We start from the raw sequence: 19,007 nt of genomic DNA, 5'->3' as shown, positions 1-19,007 counted from the left end.
ATGTATGCAAAGATGATCGCAGAGCAGCGAGAACGAATGAGGAAGCAAAGAGTACTTCAGCAATGCACATCTCTCCTTAACTCTATTGATCTTCAGTTGAAAGAAGTCGCTGAGGACATTCGCTATTCGTCGTTCGTCGGTAATACTGATAGCACAAGAATGCAGATGAAGGCTGCTCGAGAGCTATCTCTAAGTGATCCTGATAAGGGTCTATTGATGGCGCAAGAAGCTTCTCGCAGTGCTAGTGACATTCTGAGCATCGCTTATTCGGGTCATAAACAGTGGTCTGATAACCGGCGTATGGTTTATCGTCAAACCGCTGAGACTGTAAATGAAATTAAAGCTATTCCGATCGAATCTAAAAAATTACAGTTAGAAATGGCCGCTCTTGTTAGCCGGTTGGATGCTAATCTGGACGTTGCTGCAAAGCCAGAATATCTCAAACAATATGTCGAGGAGATTAAAGTAGCGGCTATTGCTGTAAAAGAACGCGATGAAAGAGAAGTGATTAGACGGGAAGTTGTAAAAAAGGTAGTGGGAATTTTGGAGGATCAGGGCTTTTCTGTCGATTCCCCTAAAATCAAAGATAACGTTGTGTTTATAACCTCAACGACCCCTACTGGAAAAGCCGCTATGTTCCAGATACAAGAAGATAATATGATGAAATTTGACTTCGAAGGATATGAAGGCACTACTTGTAAGGAACAGCTTGATGTCATCCTGGAAAAGCTTGGTAGCGACGAGGATATTAAAACTGGCATCGAGCAGTTCGTATGGAAGAATCCTGACCGGATTAAAAAAGGTGCTAAAGATCTTCCATATGGTACTCAAAGGCATATGGCAGGTCGTCAATAGGGGTGTAAACCGTGGAACGGCAGTTTGAAAACCTCCTGAGGGAAGCCAATATTAGAAAGGGTCTTATCGTTTACGGTAATACCCGTGACGAATTTTTTAATGGAGAAAATTACCAGTTGTTACCGGAGTACCTTTCAGGGTTACTAAAGGATAATGGGTTTCAGGTAGTTGGGCGATGGGACAACGCCAGGGGTCTAAACTTTAGTGATAAAGTAGAAAAATCTATCTTCGCAAGCTGGCTGAAAAGTTGTGGTAAATCTGAGAAGGGTATACCTGATGATGCTGAAGATTACGATCTGGGTGAAAAGGCACCTAAACAAAAAGAACCCCAAGACCTACCACCTTTAAAAGAATTCGACGAGGTAGTGGCTAGCCTAATAAAAGTAAATGGTAGCTATGATCAACCATGTGCATTTATCTTCGATTGGACTGACTTCCAGTTTGGTACAGTTCAAACACCAATGACCCCTGAGGATAGGCGATCACTTGAAGCACTATCTATTCTTATGACCGGGGTACATGGCACAGGAAGGCCTTCAAATATCACGAAACGCCATCCATTTGTTGTTATACTGATCACTGCAAACCTCAGTAACATTCCACCAGTGTTATATCAGCCTGAATCTAGAATTAAGCTGTTTACTCTTACCTTACCTGAAAAAGCTTCAAGGATAAAATTTTTTGAGGCTCACTTAGAGCATCTTGGTCTTACTAAAGATGCTGAAAGAACTCGAAAGCAGACTATTGATCTGCTGGCAGATACTAGCGATGGCATGAGGCTGGTGGATCTTATCCAGATCGTTAAATTGGCCAAAAAACAACAGGATCTTACGCCAGAGCGACTTTTTAACCTCTACCGGTTTGGGGAGCGTAGGTCCCCCTGGGAAGATTTGTCTCAGGATAAATTGTGCAATATTAAAAATATACTCAAGATGAGGGTTATTGGGCAGGATCATGCTATTGATCATGTAGAAACCACTATTATCAAGGCCTCGATGGGATTGTCTGGTATTCAGCACTCCGCCAAGCTAAGCAAACCCAAAGGTGTGATGTTTTTTGTAGGCCCTACGGGCGTGGGCAAGACAGAACTGGCAAAAGCCACAGCTGAGTTCCTGTTCGGCGACGAAAACGCATGTATCCGTTTCGACATGAGCGAGTATAACCATGAAGAGTCGGATCAACGGTTAATCGGCCCTCCTCCTGGGTATGTTGGTTTTGAGGAAGGCGGGCAACTGATAAACGCAGTGATCGAGAGGCCGTTCAGCGTATTATTATTCGACGAAATAGAAAAAGCCCACCCGAAAATACTCGATAAATTTCTTCAGATACTCGAAGATGGACGACTGACTGATGGTAGAGGTGTAACCGCGTATTTCTCGGAAACAATCATCATCTTTACCAGCAATATCGGGGCGGGAGATGTCGATGTTTCCCAGGATATCAGCGATGTTGAGATGCAATACCGCCATAAGGTGAAAGAGCATTTTAATCGGACGCTAAAACGCCCGGAACTACTAAACAGAATCGGTAATAACATTATCGTCTTCAATTCTATCGAAGACCGTAAATTCCGAACTGACATAGTGAAAAAGAAATTAAAACCCCTATGTGCTACTGTTAAGGAACGCTTTAATGTATCCTTGATCATCGACGAAACGGTCTATGATTATCTTGAAGAAGTGTCAGAGACAGTCCACGGCGGACGAGGATTGTTAAATACTGCAGAGACTAAACTTATCAATCCGTTGTCTATATATCTTTTTAAAAATCAGCAGTTTTTCAAAAATGGTCGTTCTATCGTGGTAAAATACGCCAATAGTGAGATCGACTTCGATCTTATCGAAGGAGGATAATGACCTGCAATATTAAACTAAATTTGGCTGGAGCCATTGTAGGTAGTTATACTAACGGTCCCGGGAGACGAGTGGCTATCTGGGTTCAAGGTTGTACAATTGGATGTGATTCTTGCTATAATAAAGAATTACAACCTCATGAACCCAAGTATCTTGTTGATCCGTTACACTTCGCTGATAGATTGATACAGAGTGCTAGAACCTATGATTGTGAAGGTATTACCATATCCGGAGGTGAACCCTTTCAACAATCCGTAGCTCTCAGTTTATTGGTAAGGAATGTGAGACTAAGTGGTTTAAGTATAGTCTGTTTCACTGGTTATCCAGATCATAAAATAATAAAATCGACAGATGTAGCAGTGAAAGAATTGACTAGCAATATAGATGTTCTAATATGTGGCTCATATAACAATTGCCGGGACCATCAGTATTCTTGGTATGACCCAACAGACAAATCGATCATTTTTCTTACAGATAGATATTCCTGTACTAATTTTAAAGACCCAGTGTCTTTTGAATATATCCTAAATAATAATCATATATATCGTACCGGGTTTATCGATGATCTATCGTATAATGATATTTTTAAATAAAAGCGGGTAAGTAAATATCTGGAATCAACGCCATACCATGATCATCGGATCTGCGGCAGCACTCTTACCTTTGGTAACGATCTGATCACCCAGTACTACGAGTACAACAAGATCCTCGATCCCTGGTTCCATAACTGCAAATGGCTCTACATCGTCTCCGCCAACGCCATCTTCAAGAAAGCCGTGCTCGAAAAGGTGGGCGGCTTCGATCCGGAAGTTAAAAAGGCAGGAGGAGAAGACGTGGGGCTGTGCTTCAAGATCCATATGAGGGCTACGATCTCCTCTACAACGACGACGCTGTCATCGTACACGACTTCGACACAGGGCTCTTAAAGTTCTGGAAGACGTTTTTCACCTACGGGTATGGGAGCAGGGTGCAGTATGATAAGTTCTACCAGTTAGCAGGCAGTCAAAAACAGATCAATTTCGCAGGCTTGCCCGGCGATACTTGAACCTTCATACTTTAAAGCCACTGGTGCTGCCAGATATTTTTATTCCCCATTTAAAAATGATGACTGGAGGATACAATGGCAAAATCCATCCGACTCGTCTTAGAACTGAAGGGCGAAGATGCCCGGCAGTTCCTCGAGTATGCGGAGAACCCTACAATCACGCCGGAGGGTGCTGAATTATTAAAGAAAGCAACTGAAGCTGCGAAGAAGAGGGGCCTTATTTAACTACCGTAGGGTTATTTGGAGTGTGTCCTTTCTTCCTCTCAACAGCTTTGCCCACAAGGCTTCGCCATAGGGGGTTAATCTGTACTTTTACCGGCTGCTCTGAGGCTTGTCCGGTATTATCATCGCCAAGTATCCGGCTGTTAAATATGGACAAACACATCTCATAATGACTTATATTTTTATAAAAATAGAGTATTATCCCGAGGGGTTGATCTCGATTCTAAATTTTTTCATTAACTCTCTGTTTTCCTGTAGTTTTTCTCTGACCTGATCAGGATCTGCCAGGTTGATCTCCAGCTCTTTTACCCTTATTATTCCGATATCTCTGTTTTTTGGCTTAATGTATGTCACTTATACCACCTGGTTATATCAGAGATAACTGATAACTAATATTATTTTATATGTCTCATCAACTTTATAAACGTTATTATTGTAGTCTTGAGTTTACGCATTTTAAATCACTTGTTAATAAATGCGATAATAAGTAATAGTATTGCTACTTCGATTGTGATCAAAGCCGCAATCCACTTATATGTGGAATCATGGATTGTGATTAAATCGCTTTTATAATCTTTATCTACAAGCCAGCCTTTTATCATGATCATTGCAGAGATTGCGAATACTCCCCATGCTACTATTACTCCTAAATAGGTTGATGTGAATCCCTCTTCATAATTATGATGTCCCAGCGCATATTTTAGTACTGAGAGCAGCAATATTCCAAAAAATGAGAATATACCAATACATACTCCTAGATAACTCCAGCCCAGCATATGCCTTGGAATTGAATATCTTATCGTAACGAATAATAGACCTTCTTCAGGGTCCGCACCGTATCTTATATGGGTATAACGTTCACCATCTTCTTTTTTAACTTTTTTAGTTTTTTCTTGATCACCTTTGAATTTACTATCGGTAACAAGGTAGAATAAATCTTTTTTATATTTATCACAGTGTTCAATAAAGACGTATGTTTTTGCGCCTGATCGTAATTTGAATGCTAACTCTATTTCTTTTACTTTTACATCTTCTGGAAATATTAGCGGTTTGAGATAGTCTTTGTACTCCAGTTCCTCATCGTGTACGATCGTCTGCTTGGTTTTAGTATGATCTACTTCAATTATATATTCGAGGCGCACAGTAGTAAATTTGTCCCGAGAAAGCTTGCTGTCTTTTGGAAGATCAATGTATAAAAAATCTATATTATCATCAAGGGTCCAAAATTCAAGCGATTCTCCGCACGTGTCATATACGTGTAAATATGGTTTAAATCGATCCCATTTATTTTTATCTTCGTTGAAAGGGTTAATAAATTCCTCAAACGGTATTCGAATAGTTTCTTGATCTCTATTCGCAGGATTGTATACAGTAATCTCTTCAGAGATCTTTATGGTTGTTACATCAATAAATTTGTAAAAATACCGCCACCTGCTGACTATTACATCCTGGGTTACTATTTTTTCTTCAGAAGTTACGGGCTGATTAGGCATTTTTTTCACGAAATGTTAGCACTTATTTGCAATCATTCGATATAAAGTTATTGCCTACTATTTTATCTTTCAACGTTTCAATCGTTTTCAGTAACCTCTCCTTAGTATTCAGTACAATGACGACTGTGTGAACTTCCATGACTTCGATACGGGGTTCTTAAAGTTCTGGAAGACGTTATTCACGTATGGGTATGGGAGCAGGGTGCAGTATGATAAGTTCTACCAGTGTAGGCACTGCGGAAAAGACACCGACTACAATATGGGCCGGCGACTCTGCCCTTCGTACTTCCAAACTTGAATAATAACCTCCCTGTCATATATCTCCGAACTCCCTCTCAATCATGCCGATGAGCTTCTTTTTCCCCTTGTTTTTCGAAGCGAACTCCCGGATGATACTCGCCCATTTCTGCTCCATACTGCCCTGCACGCATATGTCCCTGACCGCCTTCAGCAGCAGCATGGCATCATCGTAGTAGCTATGGGATTTCAGGCAATCCCGCCCAATTTTGCTCATGCAGATGTCAATCATTTGCTCCGGCATCTCTCCCCCGATCAGGCGGGCTGCATTGGCTATCAACTGCACTGGCATACGGTCGAAAAATTCCTTCAGGAGCGAACTTGCCAGTTCCGGATATCTCCTCGCCAGCCCGGGCAGCATTTTCTCCGCAATGTCAGCGGTCTTGTTACTGATAATCTGATCGCAGAGTGCTTTCAGCGTTCTCATGTCCGAGCGGCTGATCATCAGCTCGATCAGCTCGCTCGATGGAAGCTGCCGATCCCAGAGATGCCTTTTTCTTACGGCAAACGATCGGATGATCCTGGCTGCCTCATCCTCCCTGCCGCAATTTTTCGCCGCTTTAGCGATCTCGAATTGTACGTTCGGGTGAAGATCAGGCTTATCGATTGCCAGCTTGATCGCTGCGTTGACATTGCCATCGTAGATCAGCGCCTGAGCAACAGTGTCCTTGTTCTTGATGCATTTGATCATAGTCTCATGCAGCTCGTCAAGCTTGCCGATTTTTCTGAAGAGGCCTGAGACGCCTGCATATCTCTTCGCGTCGAACCATCCCGAGAGGACGTTGAGCGCCGGGATCAGCGATGTCCTGTGATCTATCAGCTCTGGCTTCTCATCGACCAGGCGGAGCGCCAGATCGAAGTATAGATCATCCAGCAGAACCGACCTGCCTTCTTTTTCGGAAAACCCGCGCATAACGACGACGAACGCCCCCGCTTCGTCTCCGGACTCCAGTTTGGCCGTAGCAAGCCTGGCATAGTCATCTTTATCGGCCAGGCACTCCTCCGTCAGGCGGACTTTTTCGTCAGGCTTACCATAGCTCTTGTAACTGTCGCCGAGGAGTTTGATGATGTCGTCTTTTCTATGGTGGCCGATATCATGATTCGCCTCAATATTCTTCAAGACGCGCTGACGGACTGTATCGATGTTTTTTCTGGTGATGAGGGCAGATAGCATGTCTTCCAGGCCATGGGACCAGTCGTCCTTCCAGATCGCGGTCAGCACGGGGTCGATCAGTTCTTCCTTAGCCTCTTCTTCAAGCGTATCCACGTTTTCGGAGAAGGCTTCGGAGCACTCGACGATCAAGCCTCCAATTTCATCAGCCTCATCGTCGACTCCGTCTTGCAGCGCGTCGAGGCAGGAATCGGTCAGCTTCAGGAAAACAATGGCCGCATCTTTGCGCCGGCCTTCGTGGGATAGAGCGTAGGCCTCTTCCATAATGGGCTCGAGCTTATTGACGAGCACACTTCCGTCGTAATACTCCCGCCCCGGATTTATTGCATGCCCGATTCTCTTGACGATGACAGAGATGTCCGCATTCTTACCGGATGCCTTGCAGACGCCGATCTCCTTGATCAGGCCGCGATGGCGGTACAGGAGCTTCTTCAATGTCTCCAGCAGCTCTTCCCTGCTCCGGCTTTCCAGCGATTTGATCACTTTGTCTCCATTCATGAACGACGATGGCTCATGCATCCAGGACAGCATGACTGCGACTCCATGCTTGCACATGTCTCCGACCGGGCAGGAGCAGTCAGAAAAAATGTTTCCATCCTCGTCGATGGTCACGCTTGTCTGGTACGGCTCGTCTGCGCTGCCCCAGACCTCTGCATAGAGAACGCCGTTTATCTTCAGCGGATCCGTCACGTTACCGCTATGGTAATAGTCCAGGCCGCGCTCGTAGGAACGATCGCCGAAGATATCGATCAGGTCGTCGTCGGTGAAATCGGGCATGATAAAAGATTAAAATATTAGTTGATATCTTTTTAGCTGCTCTGCCAGATCGGCGTTTGGCGAGTGTCACAGAGCGCAGCCAGATATTTGAACCAGGGGGTTGATCTACGCATATCTATTCTTGATCTGTCGGCGCATCTTCATTATCCCTAAACGCCACCTCCGCCGCCCTTCTACTGATCTCTGCATACACTTTACTCCAGGCTCACGAAGTCTTCATCCGAAAATCTTCACCATCCGGTTCGGCAGCTCAATTTATACGATCAGTTGACAATATCAGAATACTTATTTACAATAAAATGTAATCAAGTAAGTATAATGCCCGGCTTTATCTTTACTCATGTTGATCAACTGATCGACATTCAGGTAATTGCCATAAGTCGTAACCATAGTGAAGCTGATGATGGTTTCGAAGGCATTGTCCGTGATGGTGCATCTGGAATACTGGATTATGTCATTGAGCAGCCGGACTGGGTTCCTGAATTATCCGTTGATGTGATAAAATATTCAGCTTTCGTACTCCATACCATCGCATCACAGCACCCATTTGCACAAGCTAATAAAAGGACTGGCTTCATCGCCGCTGAGAACTGTCTTTTACTATGTGGGCTTCGTTTGGACGTCGGGCATGTCGAGCTGGATGATTTTATGCTTAACGTGGCCAATGGGAGATTTACAATAGATCAGGTAGAAGACTGGCTGACCCGACATGTCCAGGCGCGATAAAAATTAGTGTTTGCTCATCAGATCGAGAGCTTGCTTATGCCTTCGAAGAGTATCTTCGAGCAGTATTCTCCTTGTGTCTGAGAGACCGTTTTCTCCTTTCTTTTTCGTGATCTCTCGTTGTGAATTCTTATGTTCCATAAATTCACGCTCTTATATGTTAGTTCTTGAGAATAATCTGTATAAATAAGTTTTGTAACGTATACCGTTCGTGATCTCTCGCATCTACTCTTGATCTGCTGGAGTGTCTTCATTATCCCTGTACGCCACATCCGCCGCCCTTCTACTGATCTCTGCATACAGTTTACTCATCAGGCTACCGAAGTCCTCATTCGAGACCCAGAACGTCGGCGTCCCCAACCTCTTAATAATCGCAGCATTAACTTCGGGGGGTGAAATCTCGAAAGAAACATGGCTGTCGCCCTCTCCAGCCCAGAAACTGGCTAAAGTAATCTCCTCTTCCCCGGACTTTTCACCATCCTCCGGCCTGCTATCCAATAAACTACCCACTGGCTCCTCTTCTGAAGTCGCCCGCTTCTTTCTCAGAGCATCCAGCAGCCGCTCTTTTTCCATCCCCCTGAACCTGAAGATCATGAACGGGTCTTTGTCGAACTCTTCGGCCAGTATGTAGTAGACTGCTGCGATATGCTTGCATGGGTTTGCAGAATCCGGGCATGAGCAGCTTGTAATCAGTTCCCTCAAACTTGAGGGGAACAGGGACTTTCCGGCTTCGCTGAAGGCTTCTTCGATATTTTCGGGCATTTCTCCCGCCAGCAGCTTTGCCGAGAAGATCGCTTTCGCAGACATACTGTCAATGATCCGGTCCCACTCTTCAGGGCTGAAAGGCGCGAGCTCAATCTCTACACTGTACGGCTTCGCTCGCGAGCCCTGGACTTCTGCCTCAGCCCTGCCCTGGGAAATCTTAATGTCCAGCACCTGCCCGGCTCTCGCGTATCTCCGGCCCCGCTCCAGGCGGTTGGTCCACCCGAAGCTGTCGAGCACGCTCACCCATCTCTTCGACCACCAGGTGCTGCCGATGGCGCCTCTTTTGGTCTTAGCCTTGATGCCTCCTTCAGCTTTGAGGGGCGTTGATCTAGGATAGCTGTTGGTCCACGAGCTGTAGAATTTCATCTTTCATGCCTCTATAATCCAGTGTTAGCTCTCATCGGATACCTCGTCCCATCTCAGCTTGACCATATCTCTCAGCTGATCCGTCGTCATCTCCGTGATCCAGTCCTCACCCGTGCCGAGGATGTTCGCCGACAGGGCCTTTTTGCTCTCGATCAACTCGTCGATCTTTTCTTCCAGCGTGCCTGTGCAGACGAACTTGTGGACCAGTACATTTTTATTCTGGCCGATCCGGTAGGCTCGATCTGTCGCCTGGTTTTCGACCGCCGGGTTCCACCAGCGATCAAAGTGGAACACGTGGCTTGCCCTGGTGAGGTTAAGGCCGACGCCACCGGCTTTTAGCGATATGATAAATATCCTCGGCCCCTCCTTTTCCCCGAACCGGAGAACCATCTTATCTCTAGCCTTCTGGGGTACTCCGCCGTGTAAAAAGAGGGCTTCTTCGTCGAAGGTGCTCTGCAGGTAGGCTTTCAGCATCTCACCCATTTCCACGAACTGGGTGAAGATCAGCACGCTGTCGCCTTCGGCCAGCGCTTCATCGAGCAGTTCCGTCAGGCGCTTCAGCTTGCCGGACCTGATCAGCGCTTTCTCGGTGGCTGCAGTACTCGTTTTAATGTACAGCGACGGATGATCGCAGACTTGCTTGAGCTTCATCAGAGCAGCCAGGACGATTCCCCGCCTCTGCATAGGCGTGGCATTATCGATGCTTTTCAGCATGTGCTCGACGATGGCCTCGTATAGCGTGGCCTGCTCTTTTGTGAGGTTGCATGGCTCCTTGATCTCGATCTTGTCCGGCAGGTCTTTGATGACAGCCGGGTCCGTCTTGACTCTGCGCAACACCAGGGGCCTGATGGCTTGTTTCAATTTTTCCGACCTTGCGGTATCGTCGTATCTCTCGATTGGTATGGCGAATTGTTTTCTGAACGTCTCCGCCTTGCCCAGGTAGCCCGGGTTCAGGAAGTCCACGATCGACCACAGCTCGGAGAGCCTGTTCTCGATCGGCGTGCCCGTCATGGCAATGCGGTGATCGGCCTTAAGAGCCCGGATGGCTCTGGCCTGTCGGGTATGGGGATTCTTGATATTCTGAGCTTCGTCGAGCACTACCAACTTCCAGTTTACTTCTTTAAGCAGTTCCTCGTCCCGGTAGGCGAGGGCATAAGTGCTAAGGATCAGGTCGTGAGTCTTGACGATTTTACCGAACCGCTCTTTTTCCGCCCGCGCTGCCCCATGGTGTATGTGCACTTTCAGGGCCGGGGCAAATTTCTTCGCCTCCCGCTGCCAGTTTCCGAGAATCGAGGTGGGGCAGATCAGCAGGGTGGGGCCTTTGATGTCTTCTTCTTTTTCTTTCAGGAGCAGCGCCAGCAGCTGTATCGTCTTACCCAGGCCCATATCGTCAGCCAGAATGGATCCCAGGCCATACTTTTTCATGAAGGCCAGCCAGGAGTAGCCTTTAACCTGGTAATCTCTAAGCACTCCGGCAAATTGCTCCGGCGGAGACAGTCGTGTGATCTTCTCGCCCGACGAGAGTCTATCAAAGAGCTCTGCGATCCATCCTGAAGATTTCATGTCGCTGACGGGGATGCCGTTAAAGTCTTCCAGCCCACCGTTGAGGCGCATGGCCTCCGATAAAGTCATTTCTCCCGTATTCTTCGCCCGGAAGGCTTTCATGATGCTGTCTATGTCTTCTTTTTTCAGCGCAAACCATTTCCCGCCTATCTGCAGAAGCGGCTCTTTCAGGGCTGCCAGCTTCCTGAACTCTGTTTCAGTCATCTCCTGATCGCCAAGCGCCAGGCGCCAGTCGTAGCTGACAATCGTGTCCATAGTGAACTGGCTCTTTCCAGCTTTACCTTCTGCTTTCGGCTTGAAGTGCAGCTTGGCACCAAGCTTGAGCCTGCCGGTACTGTTGCGCCACCACTCCGGGAGGATAACGTTATAGCCGCTGTCCTGCAGCAGCGGCGCAGCTTCTGTCAGGAACTTGTATGCTTCACTGGTGCTCAGCGCTGCCGACAGGGGTTTTGATGTGTTGAGGCCGGGCTCGATCGCGGGAAATATCTGCATTGCTTTTCCGAGGTCTTCCAGTAGCCGCTCCTGGGGGTTATCGTATCTCTTGTTCAGGTACTTCAGCGTCTTCTTCGACTCTTTCCACACGGTCTCAGCCGGAATTACAAGGCTGGGGTCGTCGGATGCTTGTAAACTGTATTTGAGGTTCCACTGTGCTTCGGGATCCTCTGTATCCGGGGCTGGCGGCTCCAGGATGAAACAGGTCTTGAAAGCGTGTTTACTCTCTGTTCGCATGCGGGATGTCCAGCGGCCTGTCGACTCTTTGAGCTTCTTCAGCGCCGGAGTCGATAGGCGGATACTCTCACCGGTGCCGAGCGAATCGAGCCATGCCTGCGATTCCACGCTCAACATCCTGCTGTCAGCCGGCAGGGTAATCTGGTCCCGGATAAAGGAGTCAAGGGCGGCGTTAATGAAGAGATCTAAGGCTTCTTTTCGGCTGTAAGTGCCAGTCATTCCTGAAGCCGCAATACATGCCAGCGGCATGGAGTTTTCGAGCGAGGCATAGTGTTTCCGGTCAGCTTCATCGGTGAGCGCAAATCTCCACCGGCTATATGCTTTTCCACTCATCACTTCGATGAGCTCCGGCCTGAACTGCTGGCTTATCAGGAGCTTAAGTGTAAACTTGGCTGCCCTGCTCCAGTATAGCAGGTCGGGGCCAATCGAGGTATCCCCGACTCGCTTTTGTGATTCGGCTAAAGAGGATAGAAGTACCAGAGCATTCCCGGGCTTGATGTTGATGCCGGTCACTGTCCACGGGAGTAATTGAAAATCGCTGTCAGGGCTTTTTTCTTCACCTGACTCCCGTGCTGAAGGGCCCGCAGATCTCAGTGGCCTGTCCGTAGTTGACGGTAAAACTAATATTTGATCAGCCTGTGCATTCGGATCTGCCAGATATTTCATACACGCCGAATTGATGGTGCCGGCGCCCTCTTCCAGCTCTTTGACGCCGGCCTGAAACGGATGCCGCTTTTCTCCGGCGCTTTTCCGAGGCCTGCCTCTTCTTTTATGCTGTATGGCTGGATCACTCTCTCCCCAGAGGAAGAATGTGCCATTCAGGGGATCGACAGTAGTCCAGGTTCCGTGAAGCGTAATCATAACGTTACTCGAAATTAGGGGCTGACGTCCGGTCGATAATTCCGAGCCCTGATCTTGAATAAGGTAATCAGGCTATTATATATTTATGGTTGATATTATGCCAGTTGTTCGGGCAAGACATACCTGCTCTTCCAGCTGGACGAGGATCTATCCGACAGGACCAGCATGTTCATGATCATCATCGGCTACGGCACTCCCAACGTCAACTCTAAGAGGCCGGCTCAGGAGGCCAGAGCGACCGAGTCCATCTCCTACAATACGTGGACTGGCGAGAAGACCAGGGCTGAAAGGATGATCTCGTCGCTGATGAACGAGTACAAGAAGACCTGTCGGTTTAGACCTACCTAAGTATTTTATTAATGGAAAAGAGAGACTGTAATGCAAGTTGACAGGATGCTATCAGTCACACTACGCATTCACAAGGGCGAAAAAATGCTTGTGGCCAGTAACCGGGAACTGGGTATCGTAACGCAGGGTAAGAACTGGAACGTCCTGATGAATAATATTGGAGATGTCGTCAAGACCTATTTTAATATCCCCTCAACTGAAACAGTCAAAATATGTCTCGAGATCGGCCCAATAGTGACCGATAATGGTGAAATTATCAAATGTTAGCTCGAAAGATATAATTGAGCAGCTTATAGACATTTTTAAACCCTTTACTATGAGTGCCCGTACCATTTACACGAAGTACTCGAAGTACACGAAGTACGCAAAGTTCGATAAAATGGCTGACTACAAGCCGATCTTCCGGTGTACCTTCGTGTACTTCGCGTACCTTGTGTACTTTGAGTAAATGGTACCGGACAGACCGATAAACTATCTAAGAGATTATTAATAAAAGAAAATATGGCCAGCTTTCTCTCACTGGCCCACGCTGCTCAGCAGCTCTCTAATCTCTTTCATAGCCTGTTCGCCGGTCTCCATGTTCTTGACGGTGACCTTGCCTTCGGCCATTTCCTTGTCGCCGAGGATCAGCACGTGCTTAGCACCAATAGAGTTGGCGTACTTCATCTGGTTGCCGAAGTTCCTGCCCTGCAGGTCGACCTCAACGACGAAGTTATTCTCTCGCAGCGCCTGTGCCAGGAACGTCTCGGTCTCCTTGAACTGGGGCTTAGTCGTAAGTATATAGTAGTCGGTAGTGATCGACTCCTGAGGCCAGACGCCTGCCCTTCTCATCAGGATTTCGAGGACCGCATCGCCCATGCCGAAGCCGACTGCCGGCATGTCCTCGCCGCCGAACAGGCCGACGATCTTGTCGTACCTGCCGCCGCCGAATACCGCCCTTAATTCGCCTTTGACGTCGAAGCACTCGAACACGGTGCCCGTATAATAGGCAAGGCCCCGGATGATGGCCGGGTCGAATTCGCAGTACTGGGCCATGTTGTACATGGTCATCAGCTCGGCGAGCTTTTCCAGGTTGGCCATGCCTTCCATGACCGTATCGTTCCTGGCCAGTAACCCCTTCACCTTTGGCAGAGCTTCAATGATCGGACCCCTTGTGTCCAGGATCGCAATCAGCTTGCCCATCTGGAAGTCGTTCAGCCCTGCAGTGGCCAGCAGCTGCTTGAACTCTTCCGGCGAAATCTTGCCACGCTTGTCGATGGCTGCGAAGACTGGTGGTATATTCGTAACACCGAGGCCTTCCAGCGCGCCCTGCATGAACCGGCGGTCGCTGACCTTGAAGACGAACTCGCCTTCCAGGCCCAGGTTCAGCATCAGGTCGATGCCTACTGCCAGTACTTCAGCGTCTGCCTCAGGGCCTTTGACGCCGTAGATGTCCACGTTCAGCTGGTAAAATTCTCTCAGCCTGCCGGACTGGGGTTCCTCGTACCGCCACATCTTGGGCATGGAGAACCACTTGATCGGCCTGCGCAGGGTCTTTTCCTTGTCGACGACCATGCGGGCTACAGTAGGGGTCAGTTCCGGTATCAGGGTGATGTCTCTCTCACCCTTGTCCTTAAAGCTGAAGGTCTGCTGGACGATCTCTTCGCCGCTCTTGACCCTGAACAGCTCCATCGACTCGACACTGGGGGAATCGACTTCCCTGAACCCGTACCTCCGGACTACGCTGAAGATCTTGTCCAGCACCTCCCTGCGTGCCGCCATCTCCTCGGGGTAAAAGTCCCTGAACCCTTTAAGTGACTGGAATTTCATTTGAACCACGTTATGCCGTTAAAAAGATAGTTTATAGGCTGTATTTAAACTATTAATAAGTTCTCATGTTGCATAAAAACCACTAATGTAGCGGTCGACGGAGGTTTTTCGGGCTTGTCCGGCATCAGCCGGATGCGGAGATGGCGGGGTAATGACCGCCCACCGAAGGTGGCGGTGCTTAGGACTTGCGAAGGAGGTTCGACTGGTGCTGCCGAAGGCGCAGCCAGGTAGGGCCGACGAGGGTGCGAGTCCGGCCCCGACATCGGAGCACCCGAAAAACCGTAGTAGGCCGACCATCAGGTCGGACGTCGACCCGCTGAGAACATTAATAAGAACAAGATTTGTCGGCAACCTGCTACTGCAAATAATCTTCTATCCTCTGCATGTAGGCCGGTCGCCAACTTAACCGCATCAATTTTTATCTATATTTACGTCGTGTACGACGCGTTGATGTCCACGTACTTGTGCGTCAGATCGCAGCCCCACGCCGTGGCAGTGCTCTTGCCGAGCTTGAGGTCGACAGTTACGTAGAGGGGGTCGCTGCCCATGATCTTCTTGGCCTTGGCCAGCGTCTTCTCGTCGCTCTTCGGCACTCCCGCATCGACCAGCTTCACGTTGCTCTTGCCATCGGAGAAGGCCAGGGTGACCTTGCGGGGGTCGATCTCGCTGCCCGAGTAGCCGACTGCACAGACTGCCCTGCCCCAGTTGGGGTCGGTGCCGTATACCGCCGACTTGAACAGGGGCGACCTGATGATTGCCTTGGCTGCCAGCCTGGCGTCCTCGATCGACTTTGCGCCGTTGACGGTGGCCTCTATCAGCTTGGTAGCGCCCTCGCCGTCTCTGGCGACTTTCTTGGCGAGTTCCATGCAGACGGTGTCCAGGCCTTCCTGGAACTTTTTGAGGTCCGGCTTGCCAGCTTCGCCTGTGGCTATGATGAACAGGTTATCGTTAGTACTGGTGTCGCCGTCGACGACGATCATGTTGAACGACTTGTCAGCGGCCTTCTTGAGGCACTTCTGGAGCTGGGCCTGGCCGATCTTAGCGTCAGTAAAGACAAAGGCGAGCATGGTGCCCATGTTGGGCTCGATCATGCCGGAGCCTTTGCAGATGCCGCCGATGCGGATGCCGCCTTCGATCTCGACGGCGAAAGACTTCTGGACCAGATCTGTGGTCATGATGGCTTTGTTAGCCATCTCGCTACCCTCTGTTTTGCTTGTTACCTTAGCAAATACTTCCTCGAAGTGATCTTTATACCAGGGCATGTTCATGGGCCTGCCGATGACGCCCGTCGAGGAGACGCCGATCGTGTGGGGATCCACATTCAGCTTTTTAGCCAGCAGGTTGGCCATGGTGATAGCGTCCTTGATGCCCTGCTCGTGCGTGAATGCGTTTGCGTTGCCACTGTTGACTATGAGGCCGTTGAATTCTTTGCCCTTCTTCTTCAGGTGATCCTGTGACACCAACACCGGGGCTGCCTTGACCTTGTTCAGCGTGAATACGCCTGCTGCGGGGCCTTTGGCCAGCATGATCGCTAAGCCCATCTTACCTTCCTTGATGCCCCACGCCTTTACACCCTTGACGGCGCAGATGCCGCCTTTTACCTCTTTCATTTTCTTCCACCTAAACCGTGAATGATATCGTCTCTAGTGACAATTCCTACCAGCTGGCCGGCTTTCACGACGGGCAGCCTGTTGACTTTACGCCTGACCATTTCCGCCGCGGCATCTTCGATGTCTGTTTCCGGCGTGGTGGTCCATACTTCCTTGTGCATGACGTCCTTGACTGGCTTGTGCCCAAGGTCTGTGTAAGCGTTCTGCAGGTCTCTGATCTGCATGAGTTCCCTGAAGGGGATTTCCAGGATCACTTCAAGCGGGCTCGGCAGCCAGAGGGTGCCGGATTTCTGGGGGACGGCGAGCAGCTTCAGGATGTCCCCTTCGGTGACCATGCCCACGAGCTTGCCCTTATCCATGACAGGGATGCCGCTGACGTTCTTCTCGCTCATCAGCTTGATGACATCCTGGATGGCATCCGCGGGTGCGCAGGTGATCACCGTTGTGGTCATGATCTCTTCTACCTTCAAGACTATTCCTCCTATGGCGCCAGGCCGCTGGTCCAGAGGCCGGTGCGCTCGTCGAACCCGTACATGAGGTTCATGTTCTGGATGGCCTGTCCGGAGGCGCCCTTGACCATGTTGTCGATGGCCGAGACTACGACGATGCGGTCGGAGTTCTTCTCGACCTCGAAGGCGATGTCGCAGAAGTTGCTGCCTCTGACGTTGGCCAGCGATGGCTTCTGGAGCCGGACAAACGGCTTGTTCTTATAGAACTCCTCGTATATATCCTGCACCTGTTCGGTCGTGAGCGGCTCATCTACGAAGAGGTGAGCTGTGGTCGCGATGCCCCTGGTCGACGGGATGACGTGGGGCGTGAAGTGAATTCTGGTGCTGTTGTTGAGCCGGTGCATCTCCTGCTCGATCTCTGCACCATGTCTGTGAGTGGTCAGGTTGTACGGTCTCACTCCCTGGGTTACGTTGGGGTAGTGGGAGCCCTCAGTAGGCTCCTGTCCGGCGCCGGAAATGCCGGATTTCGAGTCTACGACTGCCCTGTTGACCAGGCCCTGGGCGATCAGCGGCGCGCATGCCAGGTTTGCACCGGTGGGATAGCATCCCGGGTTCGCGATCATCATGGCATCCTTAACTTCGGGGTGTAGCTCAGGCAAGCCGTACACAACCTCTCTCGGATCGAGGTGCTTCTTACCGTAGACATTCTCAAACTTTTCTACCGGCAGCCTGTAGTCGGCGCTCAGGTCGATGACTCTTAAGCCCTGCTTCAGCAGCTCCGGCACGATCGCCATTGCTGCTCCGTGCGGTACTGCCGTGAAGACTAGATCGCACTTCTCCGCGATCTTCGCCGGTTCGAGGTCCTCGAACTTCAGGTCTACGAGGCTCTTCAGGTTGGGGTGGACTGTGTCCACGGGCTGGCCTGCCTGCTTCCGTGAGGTTACCACGGTGATTTCGGCCAGCGGGTGTATCGAAAGAAGCCTCAGTAATTCGCCACCGGTGTAGCCGGTGCCGCCAACAATCCCGATCTTTAACATATTTCTTTCACCTAAGGATCGCTTTCCTTGATCTTCTGCCTGATTGTGCGGCTGGACGCGTAAGGCGAGAGGTCAGACGTCGGTATCCTGACGACCTCTGCCTTGATCCCTCTCTCGGCCAGCTGTTTTTTCAGCTCGTTTTCGTCCCAGTGCTGGTTGAAGCCGATGACGATGACTTCGGGCTGGATTTGCCTGATCGGCTCGAACATATCGGTTTCGCTTCCCAGCACGGCATGATCGACACACTTGAGCGACCGCACCATGAAAAGCCTCTGCTCTTCAGGTATCAGCGGCTTGCGCTTGTGCTTGATAGTGTTCTCTCTCGCGACGATGACCCACAGCTCGTCTCCGAGCTTTCGGGCCTCGCATAGGTACAGTACGTGGCCCGGATGCAGGATGTCAAAGGTGCCTGTTGCGACGACTCTGCGAACCATCCTCAGTTGCCTCCTGCCTGATCCTCGACGACCTGGATTGCCACTCTTTCTCCCCGGGGGTTGTAGCAAACCCAGTCATTTTCTCCGTACGGGTAGGTCACGATGAAGTTATATGCCCCTTTGCTGCCGAACATGTGCAGGTCGGCATCGGAGTACCGGAGATCGTGGACAGGGTGGCTATGCACCGAGCCTACGATGGAGCGATCGATGGGCATCATGTGAAACATCATGATCGCGGAATCCTCGTCGGAGGCAGTGCCCGGAACCAGGAGCATTTCACTGATCACGCCCTTCTCTGCCCTCAGCAGGGCGGCGAACTCGTGAGGGTGGGAGGACTTGCTGGCTTCCATGATGAGCTTGATTAAGTCTCTGGAAATTCCTGTCACGCCATTTTTTCCCGCCATAGTGATCTTTCCTGCCCGGATTTGACACTTCTACGTATTGCTCGTACTTAAGACTAATCATGTGACTCACCTGCTGCGAGTCCCATAATGCGAGCCGCTGTCAGCCATAATCGCAGCTTCATGCAGCACTTTTAACATATCGGTCCGCAGGCTGATATATTTTACCTAAAGGGCTGCTATAAGCCTGCATATCACT

21 protein-coding genes are annotated in these 19,007 nt (G+C 49.6%); 9 read left to right on the top strand and 12 right to left on the bottom strand.

Annotation, left to right across the window (positions count from 1 at the left end):
- Genes ACPLPM_RS12555 through ACPLPM_RS12545 form a run of 3 tightly spaced genes read left to right on the top strand, consistent with a single transcriptional unit; the run spans position 1 to position 3,301 of the window.
- Positions 1-855 (top strand): hypothetical protein, encoded by an 855-nt coding sequence (locus tag ACPLPM_RS12555; protein WP_424357117.1) that lies wholly within the window; start codon positions 1-3, stop codon positions 853-855.
- Positions 856-866: 11 nt separating this feature from the next.
- Positions 867-2,708 (top strand): AAA family ATPase, encoded by a 1,842-nt coding sequence (locus ACPLPM_RS12550; protein ID WP_424357116.1) that lies wholly within the window; start codon positions 867-869, stop codon positions 2,706-2,708.
- Positions 2,708-3,301: a 4Fe-4S cluster-binding domain-containing protein gene (locus ACPLPM_RS12545; protein ID WP_424357114.1), complete on the top strand. Its 594-nt coding sequence runs from the start codon at positions 2,708-2,710 to the stop codon at positions 3,299-3,301. Before ACPLPM_RS12550 ends, ACPLPM_RS12545 begins: the two co-directional genes overlap by 1 nt.
- Positions 3,302-3,325: 24 nt before the next feature.
- Here ACPLPM_RS12545 and ACPLPM_RS12540 read toward each other — a convergent pair whose 3' ends face one another.
- Positions 3,326-3,565: a hypothetical protein gene (locus tag ACPLPM_RS12540; protein ID WP_424357113.1), complete on the bottom strand. Its 240-nt coding sequence runs from the start codon at positions 3,563-3,565 to the stop codon at positions 3,326-3,328.
- Between ACPLPM_RS12540 and ACPLPM_RS12535 the strand changes: the two genes are divergently transcribed.
- Positions 3,550-3,753 (top strand): hypothetical protein, encoded by a 204-nt coding sequence (locus tag ACPLPM_RS12535; RefSeq protein ID WP_424357112.1) that lies wholly within the window; start codon positions 3,550-3,552, stop codon positions 3,751-3,753. The two genes, ACPLPM_RS12540 and ACPLPM_RS12535, sit on opposite strands and share 16 nt — an antisense overlap.
- 75 nt (positions 3,754-3,828) lie before the next feature.
- Positions 3,829-3,978: a hypothetical protein gene (locus tag ACPLPM_RS12530; protein ID WP_424357111.1), complete on the top strand. Its 150-nt coding sequence runs from the start codon at positions 3,829-3,831 to the stop codon at positions 3,976-3,978.
- Between the two features lie 195 nt (positions 3,979-4,173).
- Here ACPLPM_RS12530 and ACPLPM_RS12525 read toward each other — a convergent pair whose 3' ends face one another.
- The 3 genes from ACPLPM_RS12525 to ACPLPM_RS12515 form a co-directional block, all read right to left on the bottom strand.
- Positions 4,174-4,329 (bottom strand): hypothetical protein, encoded by a 156-nt coding sequence (locus ACPLPM_RS12525; RefSeq protein WP_424357110.1) that lies wholly within the window; start codon positions 4,327-4,329, stop codon positions 4,174-4,176.
- A gap of 107 nt (positions 4,330-4,436) precedes the next feature.
- Entirely contained in the window at positions 4,437-5,477 is a 1,041-nt protein-coding gene (locus tag ACPLPM_RS12520; protein WP_424357109.1) for a hypothetical protein, read from the bottom strand.
- Positions 5,478-5,781: 304 nt separating this feature from the next.
- Entirely contained in the window at positions 5,782-7,713 is a 1,932-nt protein-coding gene (locus ACPLPM_RS12515; protein ID WP_424357108.1) for an SWIM zinc finger family protein, read from the bottom strand.
- A gap of 318 nt (positions 7,714-8,031) precedes the next feature.
- On the opposite strand from ACPLPM_RS12515, the gene ACPLPM_RS12510 reads away from it, so the two are divergent.
- Entirely contained in the window at positions 8,032-8,439 is a 408-nt protein-coding gene (locus ACPLPM_RS12510) for a type II toxin-antitoxin system death-on-curing family toxin (RefSeq protein WP_424357107.1), read from the top strand.
- A 222-nt stretch (positions 8,440-8,661) separates the two neighbouring features.
- Here ACPLPM_RS12510 and ACPLPM_RS12505 read toward each other — a convergent pair whose 3' ends face one another.
- Positions 8,662-9,567: an SWIM zinc finger family protein gene (locus ACPLPM_RS12505; protein ID WP_424357106.1), complete on the bottom strand. Its 906-nt coding sequence runs from the start codon at positions 9,565-9,567 to the stop codon at positions 8,662-8,664.
- Between the two features lie 24 nt (positions 9,568-9,591).
- The gene (locus ACPLPM_RS12500; RefSeq protein WP_424357105.1) at positions 9,592-12,720 is read right to left on the bottom strand and encodes a DEAD/DEAH box helicase; all 3,129 of its coding nucleotides are present in this window, start codon (positions 12,718-12,720) and stop codon (positions 9,592-9,594) included.
- A gap of 165 nt (positions 12,721-12,885) precedes the next feature.
- Here ACPLPM_RS12500 and ACPLPM_RS12495 point away from each other — a divergent pair, with 165 nt between their 5' ends.
- From ACPLPM_RS12495 to ACPLPM_RS12485, 3 genes are read left to right on the top strand one after another with little or no spacing between them, the layout of a single operon-like run.
- Positions 12,886-13,068 carry a hypothetical protein gene (locus tag ACPLPM_RS12495; protein ID WP_424357104.1) on the top strand — a complete coding sequence of 61 codons (183 nt, stop codon included), beginning with the start codon at positions 12,886-12,888 and terminating at the stop codon, positions 13,066-13,068.
- A gap of 30 nt (positions 13,069-13,098) precedes the next feature.
- Positions 13,099-13,335: a hypothetical protein gene (locus ACPLPM_RS12490; RefSeq protein WP_424357103.1), complete on the top strand. Its 237-nt coding sequence runs from the start codon at positions 13,099-13,101 to the stop codon at positions 13,333-13,335.
- A 49-nt stretch (positions 13,336-13,384) separates the two neighbouring features.
- Complete coding sequence (locus ACPLPM_RS12485) at positions 13,385-13,516, top strand: hypothetical protein (RefSeq protein WP_424357102.1); 132 nt, start codon at positions 13,385-13,387, stop codon at positions 13,514-13,516.
- A 68-nt stretch (positions 13,517-13,584) separates the two neighbouring features.
- Here the strand turns inward: ACPLPM_RS12485 and hisS are convergent, their stop codons facing one another.
- The 6 genes from hisS to ACPLPM_RS12455 form a co-directional block, all read right to left on the bottom strand.
- Complete coding sequence (hisS, locus tag ACPLPM_RS12480) at positions 13,585-14,877, bottom strand: histidine--tRNA ligase (RefSeq protein WP_424357101.1); 1,293 nt, start codon at positions 14,875-14,877, stop codon at positions 13,585-13,587.
- A gap of 428 nt (positions 14,878-15,305) precedes the next feature.
- On the bottom strand, positions 15,306-16,487 hold the full coding sequence (gene argJ / locus ACPLPM_RS12475; RefSeq protein WP_424357100.1) for a bifunctional ornithine acetyltransferase/N-acetylglutamate synthase: 1,182 nt from the start codon (positions 16,485-16,487) through the stop codon (positions 15,306-15,308).
- Positions 16,484-16,957: a CBS domain-containing protein gene (locus tag ACPLPM_RS12470; protein WP_424357099.1), complete on the bottom strand. Its 474-nt coding sequence runs from the start codon at positions 16,955-16,957 to the stop codon at positions 16,484-16,486. The genes argJ and ACPLPM_RS12470 overlap by 4 nt, the downstream gene beginning before the upstream one ends.
- Positions 16,958-16,968: 11 nt before the next feature.
- Positions 16,969-17,973 (bottom strand): N-acetyl-gamma-glutamyl-phosphate reductase, encoded by a 1,005-nt coding sequence (argC, locus tag ACPLPM_RS12465; RefSeq protein ID WP_424357098.1) that lies wholly within the window; start codon positions 17,971-17,973, stop codon positions 16,969-16,971.
- Between the two features lie 11 nt (positions 17,974-17,984).
- The gene (locus tag ACPLPM_RS12460; RefSeq protein ID WP_424357097.1) at positions 17,985-18,407 is read right to left on the bottom strand and encodes an adenylyltransferase/cytidyltransferase family protein; all 423 of its coding nucleotides are present in this window, start codon (positions 18,405-18,407) and stop codon (positions 17,985-17,987) included.
- 2 nt (positions 18,408-18,409) lie between these two features.
- Complete coding sequence (locus tag ACPLPM_RS12455) at positions 18,410-18,811, bottom strand: Mov34/MPN/PAD-1 family protein (RefSeq protein ID WP_424357096.1); 402 nt, start codon at positions 18,809-18,811, stop codon at positions 18,410-18,412.
- Positions 18,812-19,007 lie beyond the last annotated feature (196 nt).

Source organism: Methanocella sp. MCL-LM (genome assembly GCF_049676595.1).
GTDB lineage: Archaea > Halobacteriota > Methanocellia > Methanocellales > Methanocellaceae > Methanocella_A.
This window is presented reverse-complemented; position numbering and strand designations above follow the sequence as displayed.